The 20225-nt window shown below is 68.3% G+C and carries 18 protein-coding genes and 1 tRNA gene; 16 read left to right on the top strand and 3 right to left on the bottom strand.

Annotation, left to right across the window (positions count from 1 at the left end):
- Nucleotides 1-23 precede the first annotated feature (23 nt).
- Nucleotides 24-1082 carry a YlbL family protein gene (locus G528_RS0107645; RefSeq protein ID WP_026918461.1) on the top strand — a complete coding sequence of 353 codons (1059 nt, stop codon included), beginning with the start codon at nucleotides 24-26 and terminating at the stop codon, nucleotides 1080-1082.
- A 9-nt stretch (nucleotides 1083-1091) separates the two neighbouring features.
- Here G528_RS0107645 and G528_RS0107640 read toward each other — a convergent pair whose 3' ends face one another.
- Nucleotides 1092-1658 (bottom strand): PPA1309 family protein, encoded by a 567-nt coding sequence (locus tag G528_RS0107640; protein ID WP_026918460.1) that lies wholly within the window; start codon nucleotides 1656-1658, stop codon nucleotides 1092-1094.
- A gap of 159 nt (nucleotides 1659-1817) precedes the next feature.
- Here G528_RS0107640 and G528_RS0107635 point away from each other — a divergent pair, with 159 nt between their 5' ends.
- Entirely contained in the window at nucleotides 1818-4820 is a 3003-nt protein-coding gene (locus G528_RS0107635) for a UPF0182 family protein (RefSeq protein WP_026918459.1), read from the top strand.
- On the opposite strand, the gene G528_RS0107630 is transcribed toward G528_RS0107635, so the two are convergent.
- Entirely contained in the window at nucleotides 4821-5108 is a 288-nt protein-coding gene (locus G528_RS0107630) for a hypothetical protein (protein WP_026918458.1), read from the bottom strand. It abuts the gene before it with no gap.
- A gap of 235 nt (nucleotides 5109-5343) precedes the next feature.
- Here G528_RS0107630 and G528_RS0107625 point away from each other — a divergent pair, with 235 nt between their 5' ends.
- The 14 genes from G528_RS0107625 to G528_RS0107560 all read left to right on the top strand — a co-directional run bounded on the left by G528_RS0107625 (nucleotide 5344) and on the right by G528_RS0107560 (nucleotide 19481).
- Nucleotides 5344-6591 (top strand): MCE family protein, encoded by a 1248-nt coding sequence (locus tag G528_RS0107625; protein WP_026918457.1) that lies wholly within the window; start codon nucleotides 5344-5346, stop codon nucleotides 6589-6591.
- Between the two features lie 89 nt (nucleotides 6592-6680).
- Nucleotides 6681-6754: transfer RNA gene (locus G528_RS0107620), tRNA-Met, on the top strand.
- A gap of 184 nt (nucleotides 6755-6938) precedes the next feature.
- A complete protein-coding gene (locus G528_RS0107615) occupies nucleotides 6939-7205 on the top strand; it encodes a ferredoxin (RefSeq protein WP_342663111.1) in 267 nt (88 codons plus the stop codon).
- 32 nt (nucleotides 7206-7237) lie between these two features.
- Entirely contained in the window at nucleotides 7238-8128 is an 891-nt protein-coding gene (locus G528_RS16780) for a MaoC/PaaZ C-terminal domain-containing protein (RefSeq protein WP_051198459.1), read from the top strand.
- Nucleotides 8125-9069 (top strand): SDR family NAD(P)-dependent oxidoreductase, encoded by a 945-nt coding sequence (locus tag G528_RS0107605; RefSeq protein ID WP_026918455.1) that lies wholly within the window; start codon nucleotides 8125-8127, stop codon nucleotides 9067-9069. The genes G528_RS16780 and G528_RS0107605 overlap by 4 nt, the downstream gene beginning before the upstream one ends.
- Before the next feature lie 30 nt (nucleotides 9070-9099).
- Complete coding sequence (locus tag G528_RS0107600; protein ID WP_026918454.1) at nucleotides 9100-10623, top strand: AMP-binding protein; 1524 nt, start codon at nucleotides 9100-9102, stop codon at nucleotides 10621-10623.
- A gap of 46 nt (nucleotides 10624-10669) precedes the next feature.
- Nucleotides 10670-11080 (top strand): Zn-ribbon domain-containing OB-fold protein, encoded by a 411-nt coding sequence (locus G528_RS0107595; RefSeq protein ID WP_026918453.1) that lies wholly within the window; start codon nucleotides 10670-10672, stop codon nucleotides 11078-11080.
- Between the two features lie 5 nt (nucleotides 11081-11085).
- Nucleotides 11086-12234 (top strand): thiolase C-terminal domain-containing protein, encoded by a 1149-nt coding sequence (locus tag G528_RS0107590; protein WP_026918452.1) that lies wholly within the window; start codon nucleotides 11086-11088, stop codon nucleotides 12232-12234.
- A 60-nt stretch (nucleotides 12235-12294) separates the two neighbouring features.
- The gene (locus G528_RS0107585) at nucleotides 12295-13440 is read left to right on the top strand and encodes a hypothetical protein (RefSeq protein ID WP_156890381.1); all 1146 of its coding nucleotides are present in this window, start codon (nucleotides 12295-12297) and stop codon (nucleotides 13438-13440) included.
- Nucleotides 13441-13610: 170 nt separating this feature from the next.
- Nucleotides 13611-14906 carry a cytochrome P450 gene (locus tag G528_RS0107580; protein WP_051198458.1) on the top strand — a complete coding sequence of 432 codons (1296 nt, stop codon included), beginning with the start codon at nucleotides 13611-13613 and terminating at the stop codon, nucleotides 14904-14906.
- A 140-nt stretch (nucleotides 14907-15046) separates the two neighbouring features.
- On the top strand, nucleotides 15047-16285 hold the full coding sequence (locus G528_RS0107575) for an NAD(P)/FAD-dependent oxidoreductase (protein ID WP_026918449.1): 1239 nt from the start codon (nucleotides 15047-15049) through the stop codon (nucleotides 16283-16285).
- Complete coding sequence (locus tag G528_RS0107570) at nucleotides 16282-17373, top strand: NAD(P)-dependent alcohol dehydrogenase (protein WP_026918448.1); 1092 nt, start codon at nucleotides 16282-16284, stop codon at nucleotides 17371-17373. Before G528_RS0107575 ends, G528_RS0107570 begins: the two co-directional genes overlap by 4 nt.
- Nucleotides 17374-17436: 63 nt before the next feature.
- A complete protein-coding gene (locus G528_RS0107565; protein WP_035719291.1) occupies nucleotides 17437-18873 on the top strand; it encodes an aldehyde dehydrogenase family protein in 1437 nt (478 codons plus the stop codon).
- Nucleotides 18874-18908: 35 nt separating this feature from the next.
- A complete protein-coding gene (locus G528_RS0107560) occupies nucleotides 18909-19481 on the top strand; it encodes a TetR/AcrR family transcriptional regulator (protein ID WP_026918446.1) in 573 nt (190 codons plus the stop codon).
- Here G528_RS0107560 and G528_RS0107555 read toward each other — a convergent pair whose 3' ends face one another.
- A complete protein-coding gene (locus G528_RS0107555) occupies nucleotides 19482-20198 on the bottom strand; it encodes a DsbA family protein (RefSeq protein WP_026918445.1) in 717 nt (238 codons plus the stop codon). It abuts the gene before it with no gap.
- Nucleotides 20199-20225 lie beyond the last annotated feature (27 nt).

Genomic DNA, 20225 nt, shown 5'->3' with positions numbered 1-20225 from the left:
ACGACTGCATTACTCTGGGCCGGGTGACCATCAAGCCAGCGCATCGTCGAATCGTCACGATCCTCGTGGGCGTCGTGGTGCTCGTCGTGTTCCTCGTCGCCGGGATGACCCTGCGCGTCCCCTACGTGGCGCTCGGACCGGGACCGACGGTGAACACGATCGGCGAGTCGCCCGACGGCGACCGGGTGGTCCGGGTCGACGGGGCCGTCGACCCCGACCCCAAGGGGCATCTGAACTTGACCACGGTGTCGGTTCACGACGGGCTCACGTTGTTCCAGTCGCTCGGGATGTGGGTGTCGGGCAGCTACGAACTGCAGCCGCGGGAGACCTACTATCCGCCGGACCAGTCGGAGGACGAGGTCCGCCGCCAGAACGACGAGCAGATGGCCGGCTCGGAGATCGATGCGACGACCGCCGCGCTGACCTACCTGAAGATGCCGTCCGCCGTGGGGGTCGCGGCGGTGGCCGAGAAGGGGCCGTCGGCCGGGAAGATCAAGCCCTTCGACCGGATCGTGGCGGTGGGCGGCACCCCCGTGAACGACGCCGAGTCCGCGATCGCCGAGATCGGCGACCACGCACCGGGCGAGAGCGTCGACGTGACGCTTCAGCGGGGGCCGCGGCGGCTCGTCGAGTCGGTGACCCTCGGGCGCGGGTCGACGCCGAAGAAGGGGGAGCGGGAGCGCGGCACCCTGGGGGTGACGATCATGCCGATGTCGGCCGACCCGAACGTCAACATCAGGTTCAACGTCGGCCAGATCGGCGGGCCGTCGGCGGGACTCATGCTGACCCTGTCGCTGATCGACTACATGACCCCCGGCGACCTGTCGCACGACACGTTCGTGGCGGGCACGGGGACCATCAAGACCGACGGCAGGGTCGGGGCGATCGGTGGGATCCAGCACAAGATCAAGGCCGCCGACGAGGCGGGCGCCTCGATCTTCCTCGTACCGGAGGACAACTGCTCCGAAGCCGTCGCGGGGGCCCCCGACGACATCGAGCTGGTCAAGGTCGGCACCCTGACCGATGCCGTCACGGCGCTCGGCACCATCGGCAGCGACAAGTCGCGCCCGCACTGCTCCTGACCCGAGCCGTCAGGCCCCCATCGTCGCGGCCAGAGCATCGAGCAGGTTGGGCGCCAGCTCGGGGTGCGTCTGCAGATCAGCGGACTGGCGATCGCCGTCCCGGAGGCTCAGCAGGGCGACGCGCGACCCCGTCCGCAGCACGCCGCCGGCGAGACGGGCGGCCTGCCGATCGGGGTGGGCGAGTGCGGCCCGACGGCCGGCCTCGTCGGCCGCGGACGGGTCTGCCAACAGCGGTTCGAGGGCGGCGTCCAGATCGGATTCGGCGTCGGGCGGCAGCACCGTGATCTCGGTGACGACCGCGCATCCCACCACCTGGTCGGGCCAGGCGACGGTCGACAGCAGCGACTCCAGATCGGCGGTCGTCGTCTCCTGGACGACGGGACTCAACGCCGAACCGTCGTCGGGGTCGACGAGGTCGGGCACCTGGCGTGCGAGCAGTGCGGTCGGCACCAGCGCGAAGAGCACGGGCCCCGAACCCCACGGGATGTCGGCGGTGTAGGCGAGGCACTGGGCGAGCGCGTTGCCGAGGTCGGCCTGCGAGAATCGCGAAGCGGATGCGTCATCGGGAGTCGTCACGAGACCATTGTGCCGGTGGCCGGTGACCGTGTGGCGGTGGACCGTGAAGCATCGGCGCGGACTGCGGCGGAGGTACGGGGCCGAGGTAGTCGGTAAGCTGGTCCGCGTTGCTGTCGCGAGGCGCACGGAGCGCAAACGAATCAGGAGTCTTTCCCAGTGGTGAACATCAACGGCGGGTCCCTCCGCCGGCCGACGCTGTCGCGTCGCGCCAAGATCCTGATCGGGATCGGCGTGGCCATCCTGGTGCTCCTCCTGGTGGGGCCCCGGGTGGTGTCGGTCGTCACCGACTGGCTCTGGTTCTCCGACGTCGGCTATTCGACCGTCATGTCGACGATGATCACCACGCGGCTGCTGACGTTCCTCGTCGTCGGTCTCCTCGTCGGCGGCGTCGTCTTCGGCGGCATCTACGCGGCATACCGTGTCCGGCCCGACTTCGCGATGCTGACCAGCCCGAACGATCCGCTCGTGCGGTACCGCACCGCGGTGGGGACGCGCCCCAAACTGTCGGCGCTGGCGCCCGCGATCGTGATCGGGCTCATCGCCGGACTCCTGGCGCAGGGGTCGTGGGCGACGGTCCAGATGTTCCTGCACCGCGAACCGTTCGGTGAGACCGATCCGCAGTTCGGCCTCGACATCGGTTTCTACGCGATGACGCTGCCCTTCCTGCGGCTGGTCCTCGACATCACGTTCATCTCGCTGGTGATCGTGTTCATCGGCAACCTGGTGACGCACTACGTGTTCGGCGGCATCCGACTGGGCGGCGGCGGACGCCGCGGTTCGTTGACGCGGGCCGCGCGCATCCAGCTCGCGGTGATCGCCGGCCTGTTCATGGTCGCCAAGGCCGTCGGGTACTGGTTCGACCGGTACAGCCTGCTCAGCAGCGACCGGCGCGGCGACATCTACACGGGCGCCACCTACACCGACATCAACTACGTGTTGCCGTCGAAGATGATCCTGATGGCGATCGCCATCATCTGCGCCGTCGCCTTCTTCGCGGCCATCGCGCTCCGCGACCTGCGGATCCCCGCCCTGTCTGCGGTGCTGATGCTCCTCGCAGCGCTGGTCATCGGCGTCATCTGGCCGGCGGCGATGGAGCAGTTCTCGGTGAAGCCGAGTGCGGACACCAAGGAAGCCGAGTACATCACCCGCAACATCGCGGCCACCAAGGACGCCTATCGGATCCGGGACGGCAAAGACGTCGACTACCAGACCAACTGGACCAACACCCCGGTCGACCAGGATCAGGTGAACGCCGACTCCGACACACTCTCGAACATCCGCATCCTCGACCCCAACGTGGTGTCGAAGGCGTTCGTGCAGCGGCAGTCGTTGAAGAACTTCTACGGCTTCCCGTCGCAGCTGGCGGTGGACCGCTACGACGTCAAGGAGTCCGACGGCGCCACGCGCCAGCGCGACTTCGTGGTCGCGGTCCGCGAGCTGGATCCGCAGAAGTACAACGACAACCAGCAGAACTGGATCAACAAGCACACCGTCTTCACCCACGGCAACGGGTTCATCGCGGCGCCGGCCAACACCGTCGACGCGCCGAACACCGATATCAGCTCCGACTCGGGCGGTCTGCCCGAATTCCTGGTCTCCGATCTCGAGCAGATCAAGTCGCCGCAGTACAAGAACGCGCCGATCAAGGTGAAGCAGCCGCGGATCTACTTCGGCGAGATGATCGCCAACGTCGACCCGGACTACGCCATCGTCGGCAAGGAGGGCGGCGACGACCGCGAGTACGACACCGACAGCTCGTCGTACACCTACACCGCCGGTTCGGGTGTGGCCCTGAGCAACATCGGCACCCGTCTGCTGTATGCGATCAAGTACGGCGAGCGGAACTTCATCCTCTCCGACGTGCTCAACGAGAATTCGCGCATCCTTTACAACCGCGACCCGCGCGACCGCGTCAAGAAGGTGGCGCCGTGGCTCACCGTCGATTCGCGGACGTACCCGGCGGTGATGGCCGACGGTTCCATCAAGTGGATCGTCGACGCCTACACCACGTTGGAGGACTACCCGTACGCCCAACGGATGTCGTTGGCCGACGCGACGACGGACTCGCGGGAGAACAATGCGGGCCAGACGGGCCGGACCCAACAGAACCGTGACGTCTCCTACGTGCGCAACTCGGTGAAGGCGACGGTCGACGCGTACACCGGCGAGGTCTCGCTGTACCAGTTCGACACCCAGGATCCCGTGCTCAAGACGTGGATGAAGGTGTTCCCGGGGACGGTGGAGCCGCGGTCGGAGCTCGACAAGAAGCCCGATCTGCTCAAGCACATGCGGTACCCGGAGGATCTGTTCAAGCTGCAGCGTCAGCTGCTGACGCGGTACCACGTCAAGAACCCGACGGAGTTCTACCGTGCGAACAACTTCTGGCAGGTGCCCAACGATCCGACGGGTGACGGCAACAGCGGTCTGAAGCAGCCGCCGTACTACTTCACCGCGGCCCGCCCGGACGGTCCCGGCGCGGAGTTCCAGCTGACGTCGGTGACGACGCCGTTGAACCGGCAGAACCTGGCGGCGTACATGACGGTGGGCGCCGATCCGAACGATTACGGGAAGATCAGCGTCAAGTCGCTGCCGACGGACTTCCAGACCATCGGCCCGCGTCAGGTGCAGGAGGCCTTCAACAACACGGCGTCCAGCGAGCTGACGCTGTTGAAGGGGTCGGTGAACGTCACATTCGGCAACCTGTTGACGATCCCGGTCGGCAAGGACGGCATCCTGTACGTCCAGCCGATGTACACCGAGTCGAAGTCGAGTGATTCGGCGATGCCGAAGGTGTACCGGATGCTCACCTACTACAAGGAACCGGGCGAGAACGGCCGTCTGCGCATCGGTTTCGCGCCGACGATCGGCGAGGCGCTGGCGAAGTCCGGCATCAATCCGGGGGCGGCGACCGCGCCCGAGAGCGAGGGCACGACGCCGCCGGCGGACGCGGGTGAGGGCGGAGACGACAAGCCGTCGACGCCGCCGAAGACGGAACCCGACGACGGATCGTCGTCGCCCGAGCGGGACGAGGCCGTGAAGGAGATGGGCTCGGCGCTCGAGGAGGTGCGCAAGGCGCAGTCCAGCGGCGACTTCAAGGCCTACGGTGAGGCGCTCGATCGGCTCGACAAGGCGATCAAGAAGTACGAGTCGACCGGTGGGTGATCAGCGCACCTTGGCCAGGTAGCGCTCGACCTCGGCGGGCGTGTTGTCGGGCATCACGGGGGAGTGCCGGAGTTCCTTGATGAGCGTTGCGAAGATCATCGAGGAGAACACCAGTGCGCCGAGCGCGATGACGCCGTAGGTGATGTTGAGGGACTTGTTGGCGGGGAGTTCGGCGAGGGTCACCAGCCAGAGGCCGGAGAACGCCGCGCCCACGAGCAGCAGGATGAATGCGATGAAGCCCATCCAGTGGTTGCCGTGGCCTTCCCTCCGTCGGCTGTGATTCCTCATGACGTCCTCCTCGAGAGTGTGAACGACCCGGTGTGCTTGAACTGGTCGTGTTTTACCTGGTGGGAGCACCCGCCGGTACCCTCAGTCTACGCCGAACTGTGATAAACGCCACTGCCTGGATCTGGATACCGCGTTTGTCACATGGGCTGTCTCCAGTTGGTCGCGGCGATTGCACCCGCCTTACGCTCAGAGGACGGATCGCGGGGGATTCGTCAGTCGCGTAGGAAGGCCGGTCATGCCGCCGCTCAGTCGTTTGGTGAAGCTGCAGATCATCGTGGTGGTGATCCTCGGTGTGGCCGCTTCGCTCTACGCCGGGTTTCGCTATGCCCGCATGGACCAGGCGCTCGGCGTCAGCGGATACCGCGTGGTGGTCCACATGGAGGACTCCGGCGGCATCTTCACCGACGCCGAGGTCACCTACCGCGGCGTCCACGCCGGACGGGTGGCGTCGCTGTCGCTGGTCCCCGGCGGCGTCGATGTGGAGCTGGTTCTCGACGACGACCGCATCCCGGCGTCGTCGACGGCGGTCGTCGCCAACCGGTCGGCGATCGGCGAGCAGTACGTCGATCTCCAGCCGACGTCGTCGGGCGGCCCCTTCCTGGTCGACGGATCGCAGATCCCGCGCTCGCGCGTGCAGATCCCGCCCAAGACGCAGGACGTGATCGCGTCCACCATCGATCTCACCGAGACGATCCCCGTCGACGATCTGCGGACCGTGGTCACCGAACTCGGCAAGGCCTTCAACGGACAGGGCGACAATCTGACGCGTCTGGTCGACTCCCTCGACAAGCTGTCGCGGACCGGCGTCGACAGTCTCGACGAGACCATCTCCCTCATCACCGACTCGCGTCACGTGCTCGAGACGCAGGACGAGCAGTCCGACGAGATCCTCGAGTGGTCGAAGGGGCTCGACGAGGTGACCGCCCAGTTGGCGGCCGCCGACCCCGCCGTCCGGCGGATCCTGCGGGACGGGCCGCGCGCGGCCGGCGAGCTCTCGGCGTTCCTCCGCGACAACGGTGACGACGCGACACGGCTGATCGGTCAGCTCGGCGGGACGTTCCGGGAGATCGCGCCGGCGTCCTACGTCACCGGGATGACGTTCGCGATGCTCTCGAGTCTGTCGGCGAGCAGCCACAGCACGGCGTCGCCCGACGGCACGATCCGCTTCGGCATCGTGCTCGAGACCGGCAATCCGGCGAGCTGCACGCGCGGCTACGAGTCGACGCAGAAGATGATCGCCGACATCAAGAAGCGCAACCCCGACTTCGACATCAACTACGACGACTTCCCGTTCAACACCTCGGCGCGCTGTGAGGCGCCGGCCGGCAGCCCCACCGATGTTCGCGGTGCCGAACGCGCATCGCTGGGCAACCCGGACCGGGCGCAGCCGTGGGACGGCGACCCCAAGAAGGATCCCGACAAACTCGATCTGAACCCCATCGCGACCCAGCTCGCGGCCCTCATGGGAGTGCACGCCAAGTGACGCTCGGCGAGTGTGCGGTGTCGTCGATCACCATGGTGGACCGTCGATTTGCGTTCGTTGTTCACCGCTGGGTAACGTAGTCGATGCAACGCGGGGTGGAGCAGCTCGGTAGCTCGCTGGGCTCATAACCCAGAGGTCGTAGGTTCGAATCCTGCCCCCGCTACGAGAGAGAAGACCCGCACCATTCGGTGCGGGTCTTCTTCATTTTCGCCTGTCCCTCCTCCCGACCCGCATCGCGTGCCCACGCGCCTTCTCGAGACTCCACCCGCGGCAGGTGGCGCGAGGGCGCCCCCAGGTCGAGCCAGTTGTCGCGTGATCCCGGCGTCCGAGCCGAAGAGACTGAAGTCATGAAGCCGGACGAGTCGCTCACGGGCGGCGACCAGCGATGTCCGGCGGCACGTCAACCGGAGGGCACCCAGATGCGCATCATCGTCGACCACGACAAATGCACCGGTCTCGGAATCTGCGAGTCGATCGCGGAGGAGTACTTCGAAGTGGCTGACGACGGTGCCCTTCACCTCCTCCAGGAGCAGATCGATCCGGCGGACACCGAGCGGATCGACGATGCGGTCCGATCCTGTCCGACGCAGGCCTTGCGCATCGGGGAGTCCTGAGAAGTCGACGGAACAGCGAGAGGGAGGTTCGGATGCAGGTCGATGCGGCGTTGATCGATCGTCCGCCGGTGATCGGCAGCCGGGAGTGGAGCGAGAAGGACACCCTGCTGTACGCCGTCGCGGTCGGAGCGGGGCAAGCCGACCCGACCGAGGAACTGGCGTTCACCACCGAGAACACGGACGGGGTTCCTCACCGAGTGCTACCGACTTTCGCCAGTCTCGCCTACGGCGGGGCGGCGGCGAAGCTCCTGGCCGGAGTGGACCGGACACGACTGCTGCACGGGGCCCAGGGGTTCACCGTCGCCTCCGAGATCCCCGTCGAAGGATCGGTGCGCACCGAGACACGAGTGTCGGCCGTCTACGACAAGGGCTCGGCGGCCGTCGTCGAGATCGAGTCCGTCGCGAGCGGACCGGACGGTCGGCGGTGCGGTGCGGTGCGATCCTCGATGTTCCTCCGCGGATACGGCGGATTCGGCGGGGACCCCGGGCCGGTGGACGACTGGGAACGTCCGACGAGGCCGCCCGACGTCGAGGTCACACTCCCCGTCCGTCGCGATCAGGGCCTTGTCTACCGGCTCACCGGCGACCGGAATCCGCTGCACTCCGATCCGGCCCTGGCCCGTCGAGCCGGCTATGACCGGCCGATCCTGCACGGCATGTGCACCTTCGGATTCACCGGCCGAGCGGTGCTCCACGGGATCGCCGGATCTGACCCGGCCCGGCTCACCGAGATGTCCGGACGCTTCAGCGCACCGCTGCTCCCCGGTCAGGACATCACCGTCGCCATGTGGGTCGACGGCGATCAGGTGCGGTTCCGGACGACGGACCAGGACGGCACGACGGTGATCGACCGGGGGCGCGCACGCGTGACCGAACCCACCGACGTGACCGAACCCACCGAATCGACAGGAGAACAACCATGACGACGAAGAGCCTCGACGGACGCATCGCGATCGTGACGGGTGCCGGCCGCGGCATCGGGGCGGCGATCGCGCGCAGCTTTGCCGCGCAGGGCGCGAAGGTCGTGATCAACGACCTGGGCGGCGCAGCCGACGGAAGCGGCTCCGACGACGGTCCGGCGCGGTCGGTCGCCGAGGAGATCACGGCGGCAGGCGGGGTCGCGCTCGCCGACGGCGGCGACATCGCCGACACCGCTACCGGAGAGCGGCTCGTGAGGACCGCGGTGGAGCAGTTCGGCGGCCTCGACGTCGTGGTCAACGTGGCGGGAATTCTGCGCGACCGGATGATCTTCAATCTCGCCGAGGAGGACTGGGACGCAGTGATCCGCGTCCACCTGCGCGGGCATTTCAGCCTCATCAAACCGGCTGCGGCGTATTGGCGCTCGCAACGCAACCCGGCAGGTCAGTACCGGATCATCAACTTCACCTCGGACTCGGCGATCTGGGGGTCGCCCGGGCAGCCGAACTACGCCGCCGCGAAACGAGGCGTGATCGGTTTGACCGCATCGCTGGCCAACGGGCTCGCCCGCTACGGCGTGACGGCGAACGCGATCGCCCCGGCAGCCGCCACCCGGTTGATCGCGACGGTGCCCAAAGACCGGTCGCTCGATGCCTCGTCCGACGGTCCGAAGGTGTTCAGCGACGAGTCGTCGCCGGAGAACATCGCCCCGATCTGCTCGTACCTCGCCGGAACCCAGTCGGGGTGGCTCTCCGGACGCACGATCGGCGCAAACGGATACGGGGTCACCCTGTTCAACACGCCGGAGATTCTGGCGGAAGTCCGATCCGACGGTCCGTGGACTCCCGACGCCCTGGCTGAACAGGTCGAACGCGAATTCCGTCCGTTGGCCGACGGGCTGCCGCCGTCGATCTTCTCCGTCCAGGTCCCCACTTCGGCGAACTAGGCGTCAGCGGACGAATCGAGGAGCCGAGGAATGTCGACAACGGAACTCGCACGGAAATTCGGCGACAAACCGGCAGTGGTGTCGACCGTGGCGGGACAGGGCGTGACCTATCGAGAGCTGGAAGAGCGATCCAACGCGATCGCCCACCTGTTCCGACGGGAGGGCCTGGGTCGCGGCGATCATGTCGCCATGATTCTGGGCAACCGTCCCGACTCCTTCCCCGCGATCATCGCTGCGATGCGCACCGGGTTGTACTGCACGCTGGTGAACCGGAACCTGTCGCCCGACGAGGCGGCGTACATCGTCGACGACTGCGGAGCGCGACTGCTCGTCCATGAGGCGGAGTTCACAGAGCTGGCCGAGCGCAGTGCGGCGACGGCGCCGGCACTGCGGTCGCGATACGTCCTCGACGGCGAGCCCGGGACCGCCGGCAGCCTCTGCGACGCGGTGCGCGGGGGTCCGACGACGCCTGTCGCCGACGAGACTCAAGGGGCGACGATGCTGTATTCGTCGGGGACCACCGGGAGGCCCAAGGGCGTGCTGCCCCGACTGCCCGATGCGCCGTACGGAACGATGACCGCGTGGGCGCGGTGGTTCGCCGACGACAAGGGCATCACCGAGGACACCGTCCTGGTCAGTCCGGGGCCGATCTATCACTCGGCGTCGCTCGCCTGGGCCAAATCGGTTCTCGGTCACGGCGGGACTCACATCGTCGCGCCCAAGTTCGACGCCGAACAACTGCTCGCAGCCATCGAGCGATACGGGGTCACTCATCTGAACGCGGTACCCACGATGTTCGTACGCATGCTGCGGCTGCCGGAATCGGTACGGGCTCGGTACGACCTGTCGAGCCTGCGGGCGGTGTTCCACGGCGGCGCGGCCTGTCCCATCCCGGTCAAACGCGCGATGATCGACTGGCTCGGTCCGATCATCACCGAGTACTACGGCGGCACCGAGGGGGTCGTCGACTCCTCGATCACGACCGAGGAGTGGCTCCGAAAGCCCGGTTCGGTGGGCAGGCCCGCCACGGCGGTCGTCCGGATCAGCGACGACGGCGTCACCGAACTCCCGGTCGGTGCGACCGGGACGATCTGGTTCGAGAGCTCGTCTCGTGACTTCGAGTACCACAACGACGACGCCAAGACGCGCGAGGCGCACAGTCCGCGCGGGTGGACGACGATGGGAGACATCGGGCACGTCGATGAGGACGGGTACCTGTTCATCGCGGACCGGCGCTCGGACCTCATCGTCTCCGGCGGGGTGAACATCTATCCGCAGGAGGTCGAGGACGTGCTGATGGAGCATCCCGATGTCGTCGACGTCGCCGTGGTCGGCCTGTCCGACGAGGAGTGGGGACAGATGGTGCACGCCGTCGTGAAACCGGCCGACGGTGTGGAACCGGGCCCGGACCTGGAAGCCCGGATCATCGCCTTCGTTCGTTCGCGGATCGCCCATTTCAAGGCACCGCGAAGCGTCGAGTTCCGTTCCGATCTTCCCCGACTGGAGTCCGGAAAGCTGCAGCGTTGGCGTCTTCGGGACGAGGCCGAGCGGTGAACGGCCCACAGCGGTGAGTGATCAACAGTCAAGTGAGGAGAAGCCGATGACGGCGTTCACCCCCGTGCCCACCCCGGGCACGCGTCCGTACTGGGAGGCCGCGGCACGTGGCGAACTGTGGATTCAACGGTGCCGTTCCTGCCGGCGCCACTACTTCTATCCGCGCCCGTTCTGCCCGCAGTGCGCGTCCGACGACGTCGAGTGGACGCCGACGGTCGGCCGTGCGCGGTTGGTCTCCTATGCGATCGACCACCGCCCGCTCGCGCCCGTGCGGGGCCCCGTCGTGGTCGCCCTCGTCGAGTTGGCGGAGGGCCCGAGGATGATGACCAACCTCGTCGACGTCGATCCGCGGCCCGACGCGCTGCCCTTGGACATGGCGCTGACCGTGCGATTCCGGGAGCAGGACGGTTTGAGCATCCCGGTGTTCGGGCCGGCCGGAGAGGACGGTCCACAGTGACGTCGATGGACGGGGGAGACATCGCGATCGTCGGCGCGGCGGAGACGGCGGGTCTCGGCACCGTGCCGGACATGTCGGTGCTGGATCTCCACGCGGAGGCGGCGCGCCGTGCTCTCGCCGATGCCGGAATGTCGATCGCCGACGTCGACGGTGTGGCGACCGCCGGACCGCTGGCCATGGAGGTCTCCCACCATCTGGGGATCCGACCGCGCTGGCTGGATGGGACGGTCGTCGGCGGCTGCAGCTTCATGGTGCACGTGCGGCACGCGGCAGCCGCGATCGCCGCCGGTGCCGCCGACGTCGTCCTGATCACGCACGGCGAATCGGGACGTTCGGGGGTGGGCGCACCGAAGCGGGTCCCGAATCCGGCGTCGTTCGTCGGCCAGTTCGAGCAGGTGTACGGGGCCGTGGCGCCCTATGCGACGTTCACCGTGCCGGCGCTCCGCTTCCTGAACGACCGGGGGATGGGACGCGAGCACCTCGCCGAGGTGGTCGTGGCGCAACGCGAATGGGCGATCGGCAACCCGCGCGCGGCTCGGCGCGCGCCCACCACCGTGGACGAGGTCCTGGAGGGGCCGGTCGTCGCCTACCCGTTCACCAGGGACATGTGCTGTCTGGTCACCGACGGTGGTGGAGCACTGGTCGTCACCAGTGCGGAACGGGCCGCCGACCTCCCGTCCGCGGGGCGCGCCGTGTACCTGTTGGGCTCGGGCGAGTCGGCGGAGGGGCCGCTGATCTCGCAGATGGAGGATCCGGGGTCGTTTCGCGGTTTCCGGGACTCGGCCGCCGAGGCGATCCGCACCGCCGGCATCGTTCACGCGGACGTGGACCATCTGATGTGCTACGACGCCTTCGCACACCTGCCGCTGTACATGCTCGAGGACCTCGGCTTCGTCGGTCGCGGAGAGTCGGGACCGTTCATCGCGGGCGGCGCGACCCGCCCCGGGGGATCGCTGCCGATGAACACCAACGGCGGCGGATTGAGCTACACCCACACCGGCATGTACGGCATGTTCGCCATCCAGGAGGCGGTGCGGCAGCTGCGCGGCGAGGCGGCGATGCCGGTGCCGGGCGCACAGATCAGCTTCGTGCAGGGGGTCGGTGTGTTCTTCGCGGCGTCGGGTTCGCTCGTCCTCTCCGCGAACCGTCCGTGATCGTGACCGCTGCCGCTGTTCGGGGCTGTCGACGCTGGTCGTCGCGGTAACATCGTGATGGTGTCCGGCAGTGACGGCGGGCCGTGCCCACGGTCCGCCGATGCGATCGAGTACGACGCGGAGGTCGTGGAGTACTTCGACGCGCTCGCGCGCAGCGGGCCGTCCCACGAAGAGATGGTCCGGCGCGTCGCGCAGTGGTGCGGGGCGCGGGTCGGCATTCGCACGCACGGCTCGGCAGAGGGCGTCATCGCCGACCCCGAGGGGAGGGTCGGTCGGGGAGCGCCGACCGATACCGCGCTGACAGCGACCACGGGCGACGACCGCGGCATCGTGTGGATCGACCGGGGGCCGGGCGGCGCACCGTCGCCGCGTGATGGTCTGATCGTGGACCGGCTGCGGGCGACCGCCCTGCTGGTTCGCCGGATGCTGAGTGACGACGAACCACCGCTCTCCCGCGACGTGGCCGTCGAGACGGTGCTCAGCAGCATGGCGTATCCGGCCGATCGGGCGCGCGCACTCCGGATGCTCGGCTTCGACGGCGGGTCGCTGTACGTCGTCGCGGTGACGGGGCCGGAAGGCGTCGTCGACGGTCTGCTGCCGATCCTGCAAGGTCGTGGTGGACGGACCCACTCGCACTCTTTCGACTCCGTCGCGGTCGTCCTGACCGAGAACCCGCCCCCTCGGCGGCTGGACGTCCCGGTCGGGGCGCGGGTCGTCGTCAGCGCGGAGATCCCCGGCCTGTCTGCTCCCCAGACGTGGCACCGAACGTGTGTGGCCTTGCAGTTCCTCACCCCGAGTTCCCGGGCGACCGGACCGTATCAGCGGGGCGAGGCGTTCGGCTACCGGACGGAGGAGAGCAGTGTCGTAGAGCTGATGTCGGTGATCGCGCAGCACGTTCCGCGGCGGGCGTTGGCGGAGCTCGACAGTCTGCGGGCACTGGACCGGATCGTCGATCAGCCGGGGGGAGACGAACTGCTGCAGATCCTCTCGGTGGTGGCGGGGACGGACTCGCTGCGCCAGGCGGCGGCGCTGATTCACATGCACCACGGTTCCGTCCGGCGTCGGGTCGATTGGGCGGAGGAGGAGCTGGGTTTTCGAGTCACCGAGCCCTACGGACGCACCCTCCTCATGCTGCTGCTGCTCTTGCATCGGCTCCGCGACTCCGTCCGCTTCCCAGGGGGCTTCTCCGGACTCGGCTCCCTCTGAGCCGTCACCGGGAAGCCCGCGTTGCTCGCGAGCCATATGGCTCTGACCGGTCGGCAAATGCCGCCGTTTGTCTCGGGACTTCATCGGCGGGTCGATCGACACTGAGGTGAACGGTGTCGGACCAGCGAAACTCATCGCGAGGCGGCCGGTGCAGCCAGGGAGGCGGTCAGGTGACCAACAAGATTCCGGTCAACGAACACCCGGTCACTGCGCCCGGGGTCGATATCACGAGCCGAGACTTCTGGGCCCAGCCGTTCGAGGCGCGCGACGAAGCATTCCGCGCCCTGCGTGACGAGCATCCGGTCAGTTGGCATCTGCCGATGGACTGGCCCGTCGAACCAGACCCCACGGAGGCGGGCTTCTGGGCGTTGGTGACGAGTCGTGACATCGCATACGCCAGTACGCACGAAAAGATCTTCAGCTCGGACTCGGTGCGATGGCGGGGTATCACGATGCGTCCGCTGTTCCCCGGACAGCAGGCGTCCGCTGATGAGGCACCGTCGTTCATGGTGATGGATCCACCGCTGCACAACGAGTACAGGCGAGCGATCAGCTCCGCATTCACCCCCAAGGCCGTGCGTCGGCTGGACGAGAAGATCCGGTCGCGAGCGGCACAGATCATCGACCGCGTGGCCGGTGCGGGAGAGTTCGACTTCGTCGCCGAGGTCTCCCGCAAACTCCCGATGCAGACGATCGGCGATCTGGTCGGGGTGCCCGAGAGCCTGATCGACGAATTCACCGAGGCCGCCGACAAGTTCTTGAATCAGGGCGACCCGGAAGTGGTGCCCGACGGCGTGAGCCGGCAGGACTTCGTCCGCGAACAGCTGGGGATCCTGTCGGCGATCGGTAATGACCTGGTCGAGTTCCGCCGGAAGACGCCGGCCGACGACATCGCCACGGCACTGGGTCGGGCACAGATCAACGGACGCCCGCTGACACCCGATCAGATCACGCGGATGACGCTGGTGCTGTCCGGCGCCGGGAACGACACGACCAAGCAGACCACGACCCGGACTGTTCTCGCACTGTGGGCGAATCCAGCCCAGCGGGAGTGGCTGATGGAGGACTTCGACGCGCGAATCGGTCAGTCCATCGAAGAGTTCGTCCGCTACGCGACACCGGTGATCAACTTCGCGCGCACCGCGACTCAGGACGTCGAACTGGGTGGGATGCAGATCATGCGGGGCGACAAGGTCGTGATGTTCTACTGCTCGGGAAACCGAGACGAGACGGTGTTCGACGACCCGTGGAGCTTCGACCTGAGCCGGACTCCGCCGCTGAACCACGTGGGATTCGGCGGTGGAGGCGTCCACTACTGCCTGGGACACCTCGTTGCCAAGGCACAGTTGCGGGCCCTGTTCTCCGAGATCCTCACCACCTTGAAGCATATGGAGATCACCGGCGAGCCGGTGTACTTCCTCAACGAATTCATCAACGGCGTCCACCGCCTACCGGTGCGGGCATGACACGGCGTCGCGCCCACACCGACGAGGCGGAGCACATCATGCGGGCAGTCGTGGACCATGACCGCCGTCAGGGGATGGGGTTGTGCCAGGCGATCGCCTCGTGTCCGGTCCGTGCGCTGAGTCTGACGAGGAGTTGACCGATGGCCGGACGAAGGAGCCGGGACGCCGGCGTGGTCGTCGTCGGCGCCTCGCTGGCCGGTCTTCGCGCGGTGCAGGCGGCGCGCCGGGGCGGCTGGGACGGGCCGGTGACGCTGGTGGGTGCGGAACCGCATCTGCCCTACGACCGGCCACCGCTGAGCAAAGGGTTCTTGACCGATTCTGCACCGGTGACCTACCACGCGACCGAGGCACAACTCGACGAGCTCGACGTACGGTTCCGGGCGGGCGTACGAGCCGAGCGGCTGGATACCGGCCGGCGACGACTGCTGCTCGGTGACGGTACCGAGATCGACTACCGGCGGCTCATCGTGGCGACGGGGGCGACTCCTCGGACGACGCCGGCCGTGCCGACGGGGCGCGGCGTGCACGTTCTGCGCACGGTCGACGATGCGGACGCCCTTCGTGCGGACCTGGCGGCGGGGGCACGCGTGGTCGTTGTCGGCGGCGGCGTCATCGGCGCCGAGACCGCCTCGGCGGCCGTGCGGCTCGGCGGGCAGGCGACGATCGTCGAGTCCGCCGCCGTACCGCTGGTGCGAGCGGTGGGGGCGACGGTCGGGCGGGCGCTCGCCGGTCTGCACGCCCGTAACGGTGTCGAGTTGACGAGCGGCGTCGGCGTCGTGGGATGCCTCGGCACCGACCGGGTGACCGGAGTCCGGCTGACCGACGGTCGTACGCTGCCGGCCGACGTCGTCGTGATCGGAGTGGGGGCGGCCCCGGCCACCTCGTGGCTCGCCGGGTCGGGGATCGCGGTCCACGCCGACGGCGGAGTCGTCGCCGATGCGCATCTGCGCAGTTCTGATCCCGACGTGTTCGCGGCGGGCGACGTGGCGCATTGGCCCAACGCCGCCATGGGCGGGCATTCGGTCCGGCTGGAGAACTGGACCAACGCCTCCGATCAGGGCACGCGAGCGGGGACCAATGCGGTCAGCGCCGAGCGGTCGGTGCCGTACCAGACGGTGCCCTACTTCTGGAGCGACTGGTACGGCCACCGGATCCAATGCGTGGGGGACGCGACCTCGTGTGCACCCGTCTTCGTTCGCGGCGGCCCAGACGAGGATTCGTTCCTGGCGTTGTTCCGTTCGGCCGACCGCCTCATCGGTGCCGTCGGACTCGATCAACAACGCGTGATCATGAAGCTTCGCCGCCGGATCGGTGAGCGAATCGGCTGGCGCGAGGCGCTCGAATTCATTGAACCGTCCCTGGTGAAGGAGTACGCGTGACGACAGAGGCGACCGCGGCGGTCTTGCGGGACGGAGGAGGTCGGTTCGGCCTGGAGCCGATCGTCGTGGGACCGCTCGCACCCGACGAGATCCTCGTTCGCGTGGTGGGTGTCGGCATGTGCCACACGGATCTGGCGATACGTCCCGGGCTGGAACGGATCGGTCCGGCGGTCCTCGGCCACGAAGGGGCGGGGGTCGTCGAGCGGACGGGCGATGCGGTGACCGGCATCGAGGTCGGTGACCACGTCGTCCTGAGCTTCGAACACTGCGGACGGTGCGTGTCGTGCCGGAGCGGCCACCCGGCGTACTGCGCCGAGTTCATGCTGCGCAATCTGTCCGGCCGCCGTGCGGACGGTTCGACGGGTGCCGTCGACTCGTCCGGCACCCCGCTGGCCGGTCGATGGTTCGGTCAGTCGAGTTTCGCCACGCACGCCGTCGCGACCGCCCGTAATGCGGTGGTCGTCGATCGGGGACTGCCGTTGGAACTGCTGGGACCGCTGGGGTGTGGTCTGCAGACAGGAGCCGGAGCGGTGTTGAACGTGATGCGACCGGGTCCGGGGCAGAGCGTGGCGGTCCTCGGTGCCGGCGGGGTCGGGCTGGCCGCGGTGATGGCGGCCGCGGCCGCGGGAGCCGGCGACATCGTCGCCGTCGACCTGCACGGCGCTCGGCTGGAGGTGGCCCGGGCCCTCGGCGCCACCCGGACCGTGACGGCCGATGCCCCCGACCTGGCCGACCGCTTGTCCGATCACGGCGGGGTGGACTTCGTTCTGGACACCACCGCGGTCACGTCCGCGATCTCGACTGGCGTCGGCGCACTGGCGCCCGGGGGGACCGCCGTGCTCGTCGGGGCCGGTCCGGGGCGCTTGGAGATCGACCCGGTCGCCCTCGCAGGCAGAGCCGTCACCTACGCGATCGAAGGTGATGCGGTGCCCCAGGAGTTCATTCCGCGCCTCATCGGCCTGTGGCAGGACGGTCGCTTCCCCTTCGAGAGTCTGATCGAGACCTACCCGCTGGATCGGATCAACGATGCGGAGTCCGACTCGGCATCGGGACGGACGATCAAGCCGGTGCTCCTGCCGGGGCATTGACGGGAATTCGACGGGGATCAGGATTCGACGGGGATCAGAATTCGACGAGGATCGGAGAACACGATGACCGAAGACGTGACGCTGCTCGACGCGGTGGCTGCGACCAGCGGTGGGGAGGACCTGCCGGTGTCGAGTCGATTCGACGTCCTCGACCCGGCGACCGGTGACGTGCTCGCACAGGCGCCAGACGTCTCCGTCGACCAGCTGGACGGGGTCTTCGCCGTCGCCCTCGACGCCTTTGGAACGTGGCGGCACGACGAGGCGTTCCGGCGGTCGGCGCTGCGCAGGGCGGCCGAGCTGATCGAGGAGAGGATCGACGAACTCGCCGAGATCCTCACTGCGGAGCAGGGCAAGCCGCTGGCGGAAGCGCGCAGCGAGTTCGCGGTGTCCGCGATGTGGCTGCGGTACTACGCGGACCTCGATCTGCCGTCGGAGGTGCTGGTCAACGACGAGGCGGCCGGCTATCAGGCGGTCGTCCGCCGCCCGATGGGAGTGGTGGCGGCGATCGCACCGTGGAACTTCCCCATCTCGCTGGCGGTGTGGAAGATCGCGCCCGCGTTGCGGGCGGGCAACACGATCGTCGTCAAACCTTCGCCGCACACGCCGCTGGCGACGCTGGCGCTCGGACAGGTGCTGCGTGCGGCCTTCCCGCCGGGCGTGCTCAACGTCGTCAGCGGCCTCGACCCGCTGGGAGCGGCGATGGTCGAGCATCCGGTGCCGCGGAAGGTCAGCTTCACCGGGTCGACGGCGGTGGGGAGGAAGGTCGCGCTCGGCGCCGCGGCCGACCTCAAGCGGGTCACGCTCGAACTCGGCGGCAACGATCCGGCTGTGATCCTGCCGGACGTCGACGTGGACGAGATCGCGCCGAGCCTGTATCGAAGTGCGTTCGCGAACGCGGGCCAGATCTGTCTCGCCGTCAAACGGGTCTACGTGCACGATTCGATCAAGGCGCGATTGGTGGAGGCACTCGGGGAGATCGCTCGCTCCGTGACCGTGGGTTCGGGAATGACCGAGGGGGTGCAGATGGGACCGGTGAACAACCGGGCACAACTCGACCGCGTCGTAGACCTGGTGGACGACGCGGTCGAGGCCGGTGCTCGGGTCGTGGCGGGTGGGGCCGCGATCGATCGGCCGGGGTACTTCTATGCCCCCACGATCGTGGAGGGGGCGTCCGACGGTGTCCGCCTGGTCGACGAGGAGCAGTTCGGTCCGGCGCTGCCGATCATCGGATACACCGAGATCGAGGACGCCATCGCGCGCGCCAATCGCACCGAGTACGGACTGACCGCCTCGGTGTGGTCCGGCGACCCCGAGCGCGCAGCGCAGTGGGCTCCACGGATCGAGGCCGGTCAGGTGGCGATCAACGCGCACGGCACCGGGGTACGGCCGGACCTGCCCTTCGGCGGGCTCAAGTCGAGCGGGCTGGGGGTGGAGAACGGCCCGTGGGGTCTGTACAGCTTCACCGAGATCCAGGTGGTGACCGGGCCGCACCGGCCCTGAGGGGCAGCGGGCGGACTCGACGATAAACTGGAGGAATGAACAGCCTCGGAACGACGCTCGGGCGCCGCGGGCTGGGGCCTCGGCAGTTGGCGACGATCGGACGCCTGCTCGACGCCGGGCACGCGCTGTTGGAGACGTCCGCGTACGAGGACCTCACCCTGCGTCTCATCGCGGCCGAGGCGAGGGTGTCGGCCGCGACGGCGTACACCTACTTCTCGTCCAAGGACCATCTGTTCGCGTCGCTGTTCCTGCGTCAGATCGTCGAGGCTCCCGAACCGGAACCCGCGGGTGGTCCGGTGGCGCGCCTGCAGCAGGTCGTCCGGCAGGCGGCGGAGCTGATCGCCGCGTCCCCGACGACGGCCGACGCCGCGACCAAGAGTCTGTTGACCGCCGATCCCGACGTGGAGCGGATCCGCTGGGAGATCGGACGCCACTGGTTCGGGGCCTTTCACCGGGCGCTCGGCGACGGCGCCGACCCGAAGATCCTGCAGACCCTGAGCTTCACGTTCACCGGGGCGCTCATGCAGGCGGGGATGGGCGCGATCGAGTTCGTCGACCTGGCCGACCACCTGCAGGCGGCGGTGGAGGTCATCGTCGGCCGCGGGTGATCAGTCGCCGAGGGCCTTGTCGACGGCGTCGGTGAACACCTTCGTGGGCTGCGAGCCGAGGATCGGCTTGTCGGCGATGATGAACGCGGGCGTGGTGTAGGTGCCTGCGGTGAACCCGTCGCTGGCCTTGTTCCGGACGGCGCTGAGCACGGTCTGCGATGAGAGGTCGGCGCGGAAGCGGGCCACGTCGAGACCGAGCTCGCCGGCCAGCTCGATGAGCGCGGCATCGGTGAGTCGACTCTTCGGACGAGGTTTGCCGCCGGCGAAGAGTGCGGCGTTGTACTCGCGGAGTCTGCCCTGCAGCCCGGCCGAGTAGGCGGCGCGCGCCGCGTTCTCCGACTCGGGGCCGAAGATGTTCATGTCCCGCAGCTCGATCCGCAGGCGGCCGTCGTCGACGTACTTCATCAACGTCGGCAGCGTGTCCTGCGTCCACTGTGCGCAGTACGGGCACTGGTAGTCGGTGAACATCACGAGGCCGACCGGAGCGTCGACGCGGCCGAACGCCATCGGGTCGTCGGGGTCGCGGTCCTCCCACTCCGAGCGCGGCGGCGGGGCCCCGTCGCCGTCGGAGGCCCGGTCTGCGCCGTCGTCGCCGCCCGTCGACTGCACGATCACGAAGACCACGGCCGCGACGGCGACCGCCACCACGACGATCGGCACGAGGATCGACGTGCGCCGCATCGACGGGTGCAGCAGTGAGGACAGACGGCGGGCCATGTCCGCACAGTACCAACGCGGCACGGC

The organism is Gordonia shandongensis DSM 45094 (genome assembly GCF_000423025.1).
GTDB classification, from domain to species: Bacteria; Actinomycetota; Actinomycetes; order Mycobacteriales; family Mycobacteriaceae; genus Gordonia; species Gordonia shandongensis.
This window is presented reverse-complemented; position numbering and strand designations above follow the sequence as displayed.

Coding starts and splice junctions, on each gene's coding strand:
- G528_RS0107630 (WP_026918458.1), bottom strand. CDS start 5,108: ATGAGGAATCACAGCCGACGGAGGGAAGGCCACGGCAACCACTGGATG.
- G528_RS0107625 (WP_026918457.1), top strand. CDS start 5,344: ATGCCGCCGCTCAGTCGTTTGGTGAAGCTGCAGATCATCGTGGTGGTG.
- G528_RS0107615 (WP_342663111.1), top strand. CDS start 6,939: ATGAAGCCGGACGAGTCGCTCACGGGCGGCGACCAGCGATGTCCGGCG.
- G528_RS16780 (WP_051198459.1), top strand. CDS start 7,238: ATGCAGGTCGATGCGGCGTTGATCGATCGTCCGCCGGTGATCGGCAGC.
- G528_RS0107605 (WP_026918455.1), top strand. CDS start 8,125: ATGACGACGAAGAGCCTCGACGGACGCATCGCGATCGTGACGGGTGCC.
- G528_RS0107600 (WP_026918454.1), top strand. CDS start 9,100: ATGTCGACAACGGAACTCGCACGGAAATTCGGCGACAAACCGGCAGTG.
- G528_RS0107595 (WP_026918453.1), top strand. CDS start 10,670: ATGACGGCGTTCACCCCCGTGCCCACCCCGGGCACGCGTCCGTACTGG.
- G528_RS0107590 (WP_026918452.1), top strand. CDS start 11,086: ATGGACGGGGGAGACATCGCGATCGTCGGCGCGGCGGAGACGGCGGGT.
- G528_RS0107575 (WP_026918449.1), top strand. CDS start 15,047: ATGGCCGGACGAAGGAGCCGGGACGCCGGCGTGGTCGTCGTCGGCGCC.
- G528_RS0107565 (WP_035719291.1), top strand. CDS start 17,437: ATGACCGAAGACGTGACGCTGCTCGACGCGGTGGCTGCGACCAGCGGT.
- G528_RS0107560 (WP_026918446.1), top strand. CDS start 18,909: ATGAACAGCCTCGGAACGACGCTCGGGCGCCGCGGGCTGGGGCCTCGG.
- G528_RS0107555 (WP_026918445.1), bottom strand. CDS start 20,198: ATGGCCCGCCGTCTGTCCTCACTGCTGCACCCGTCGATGCGGCGCACG.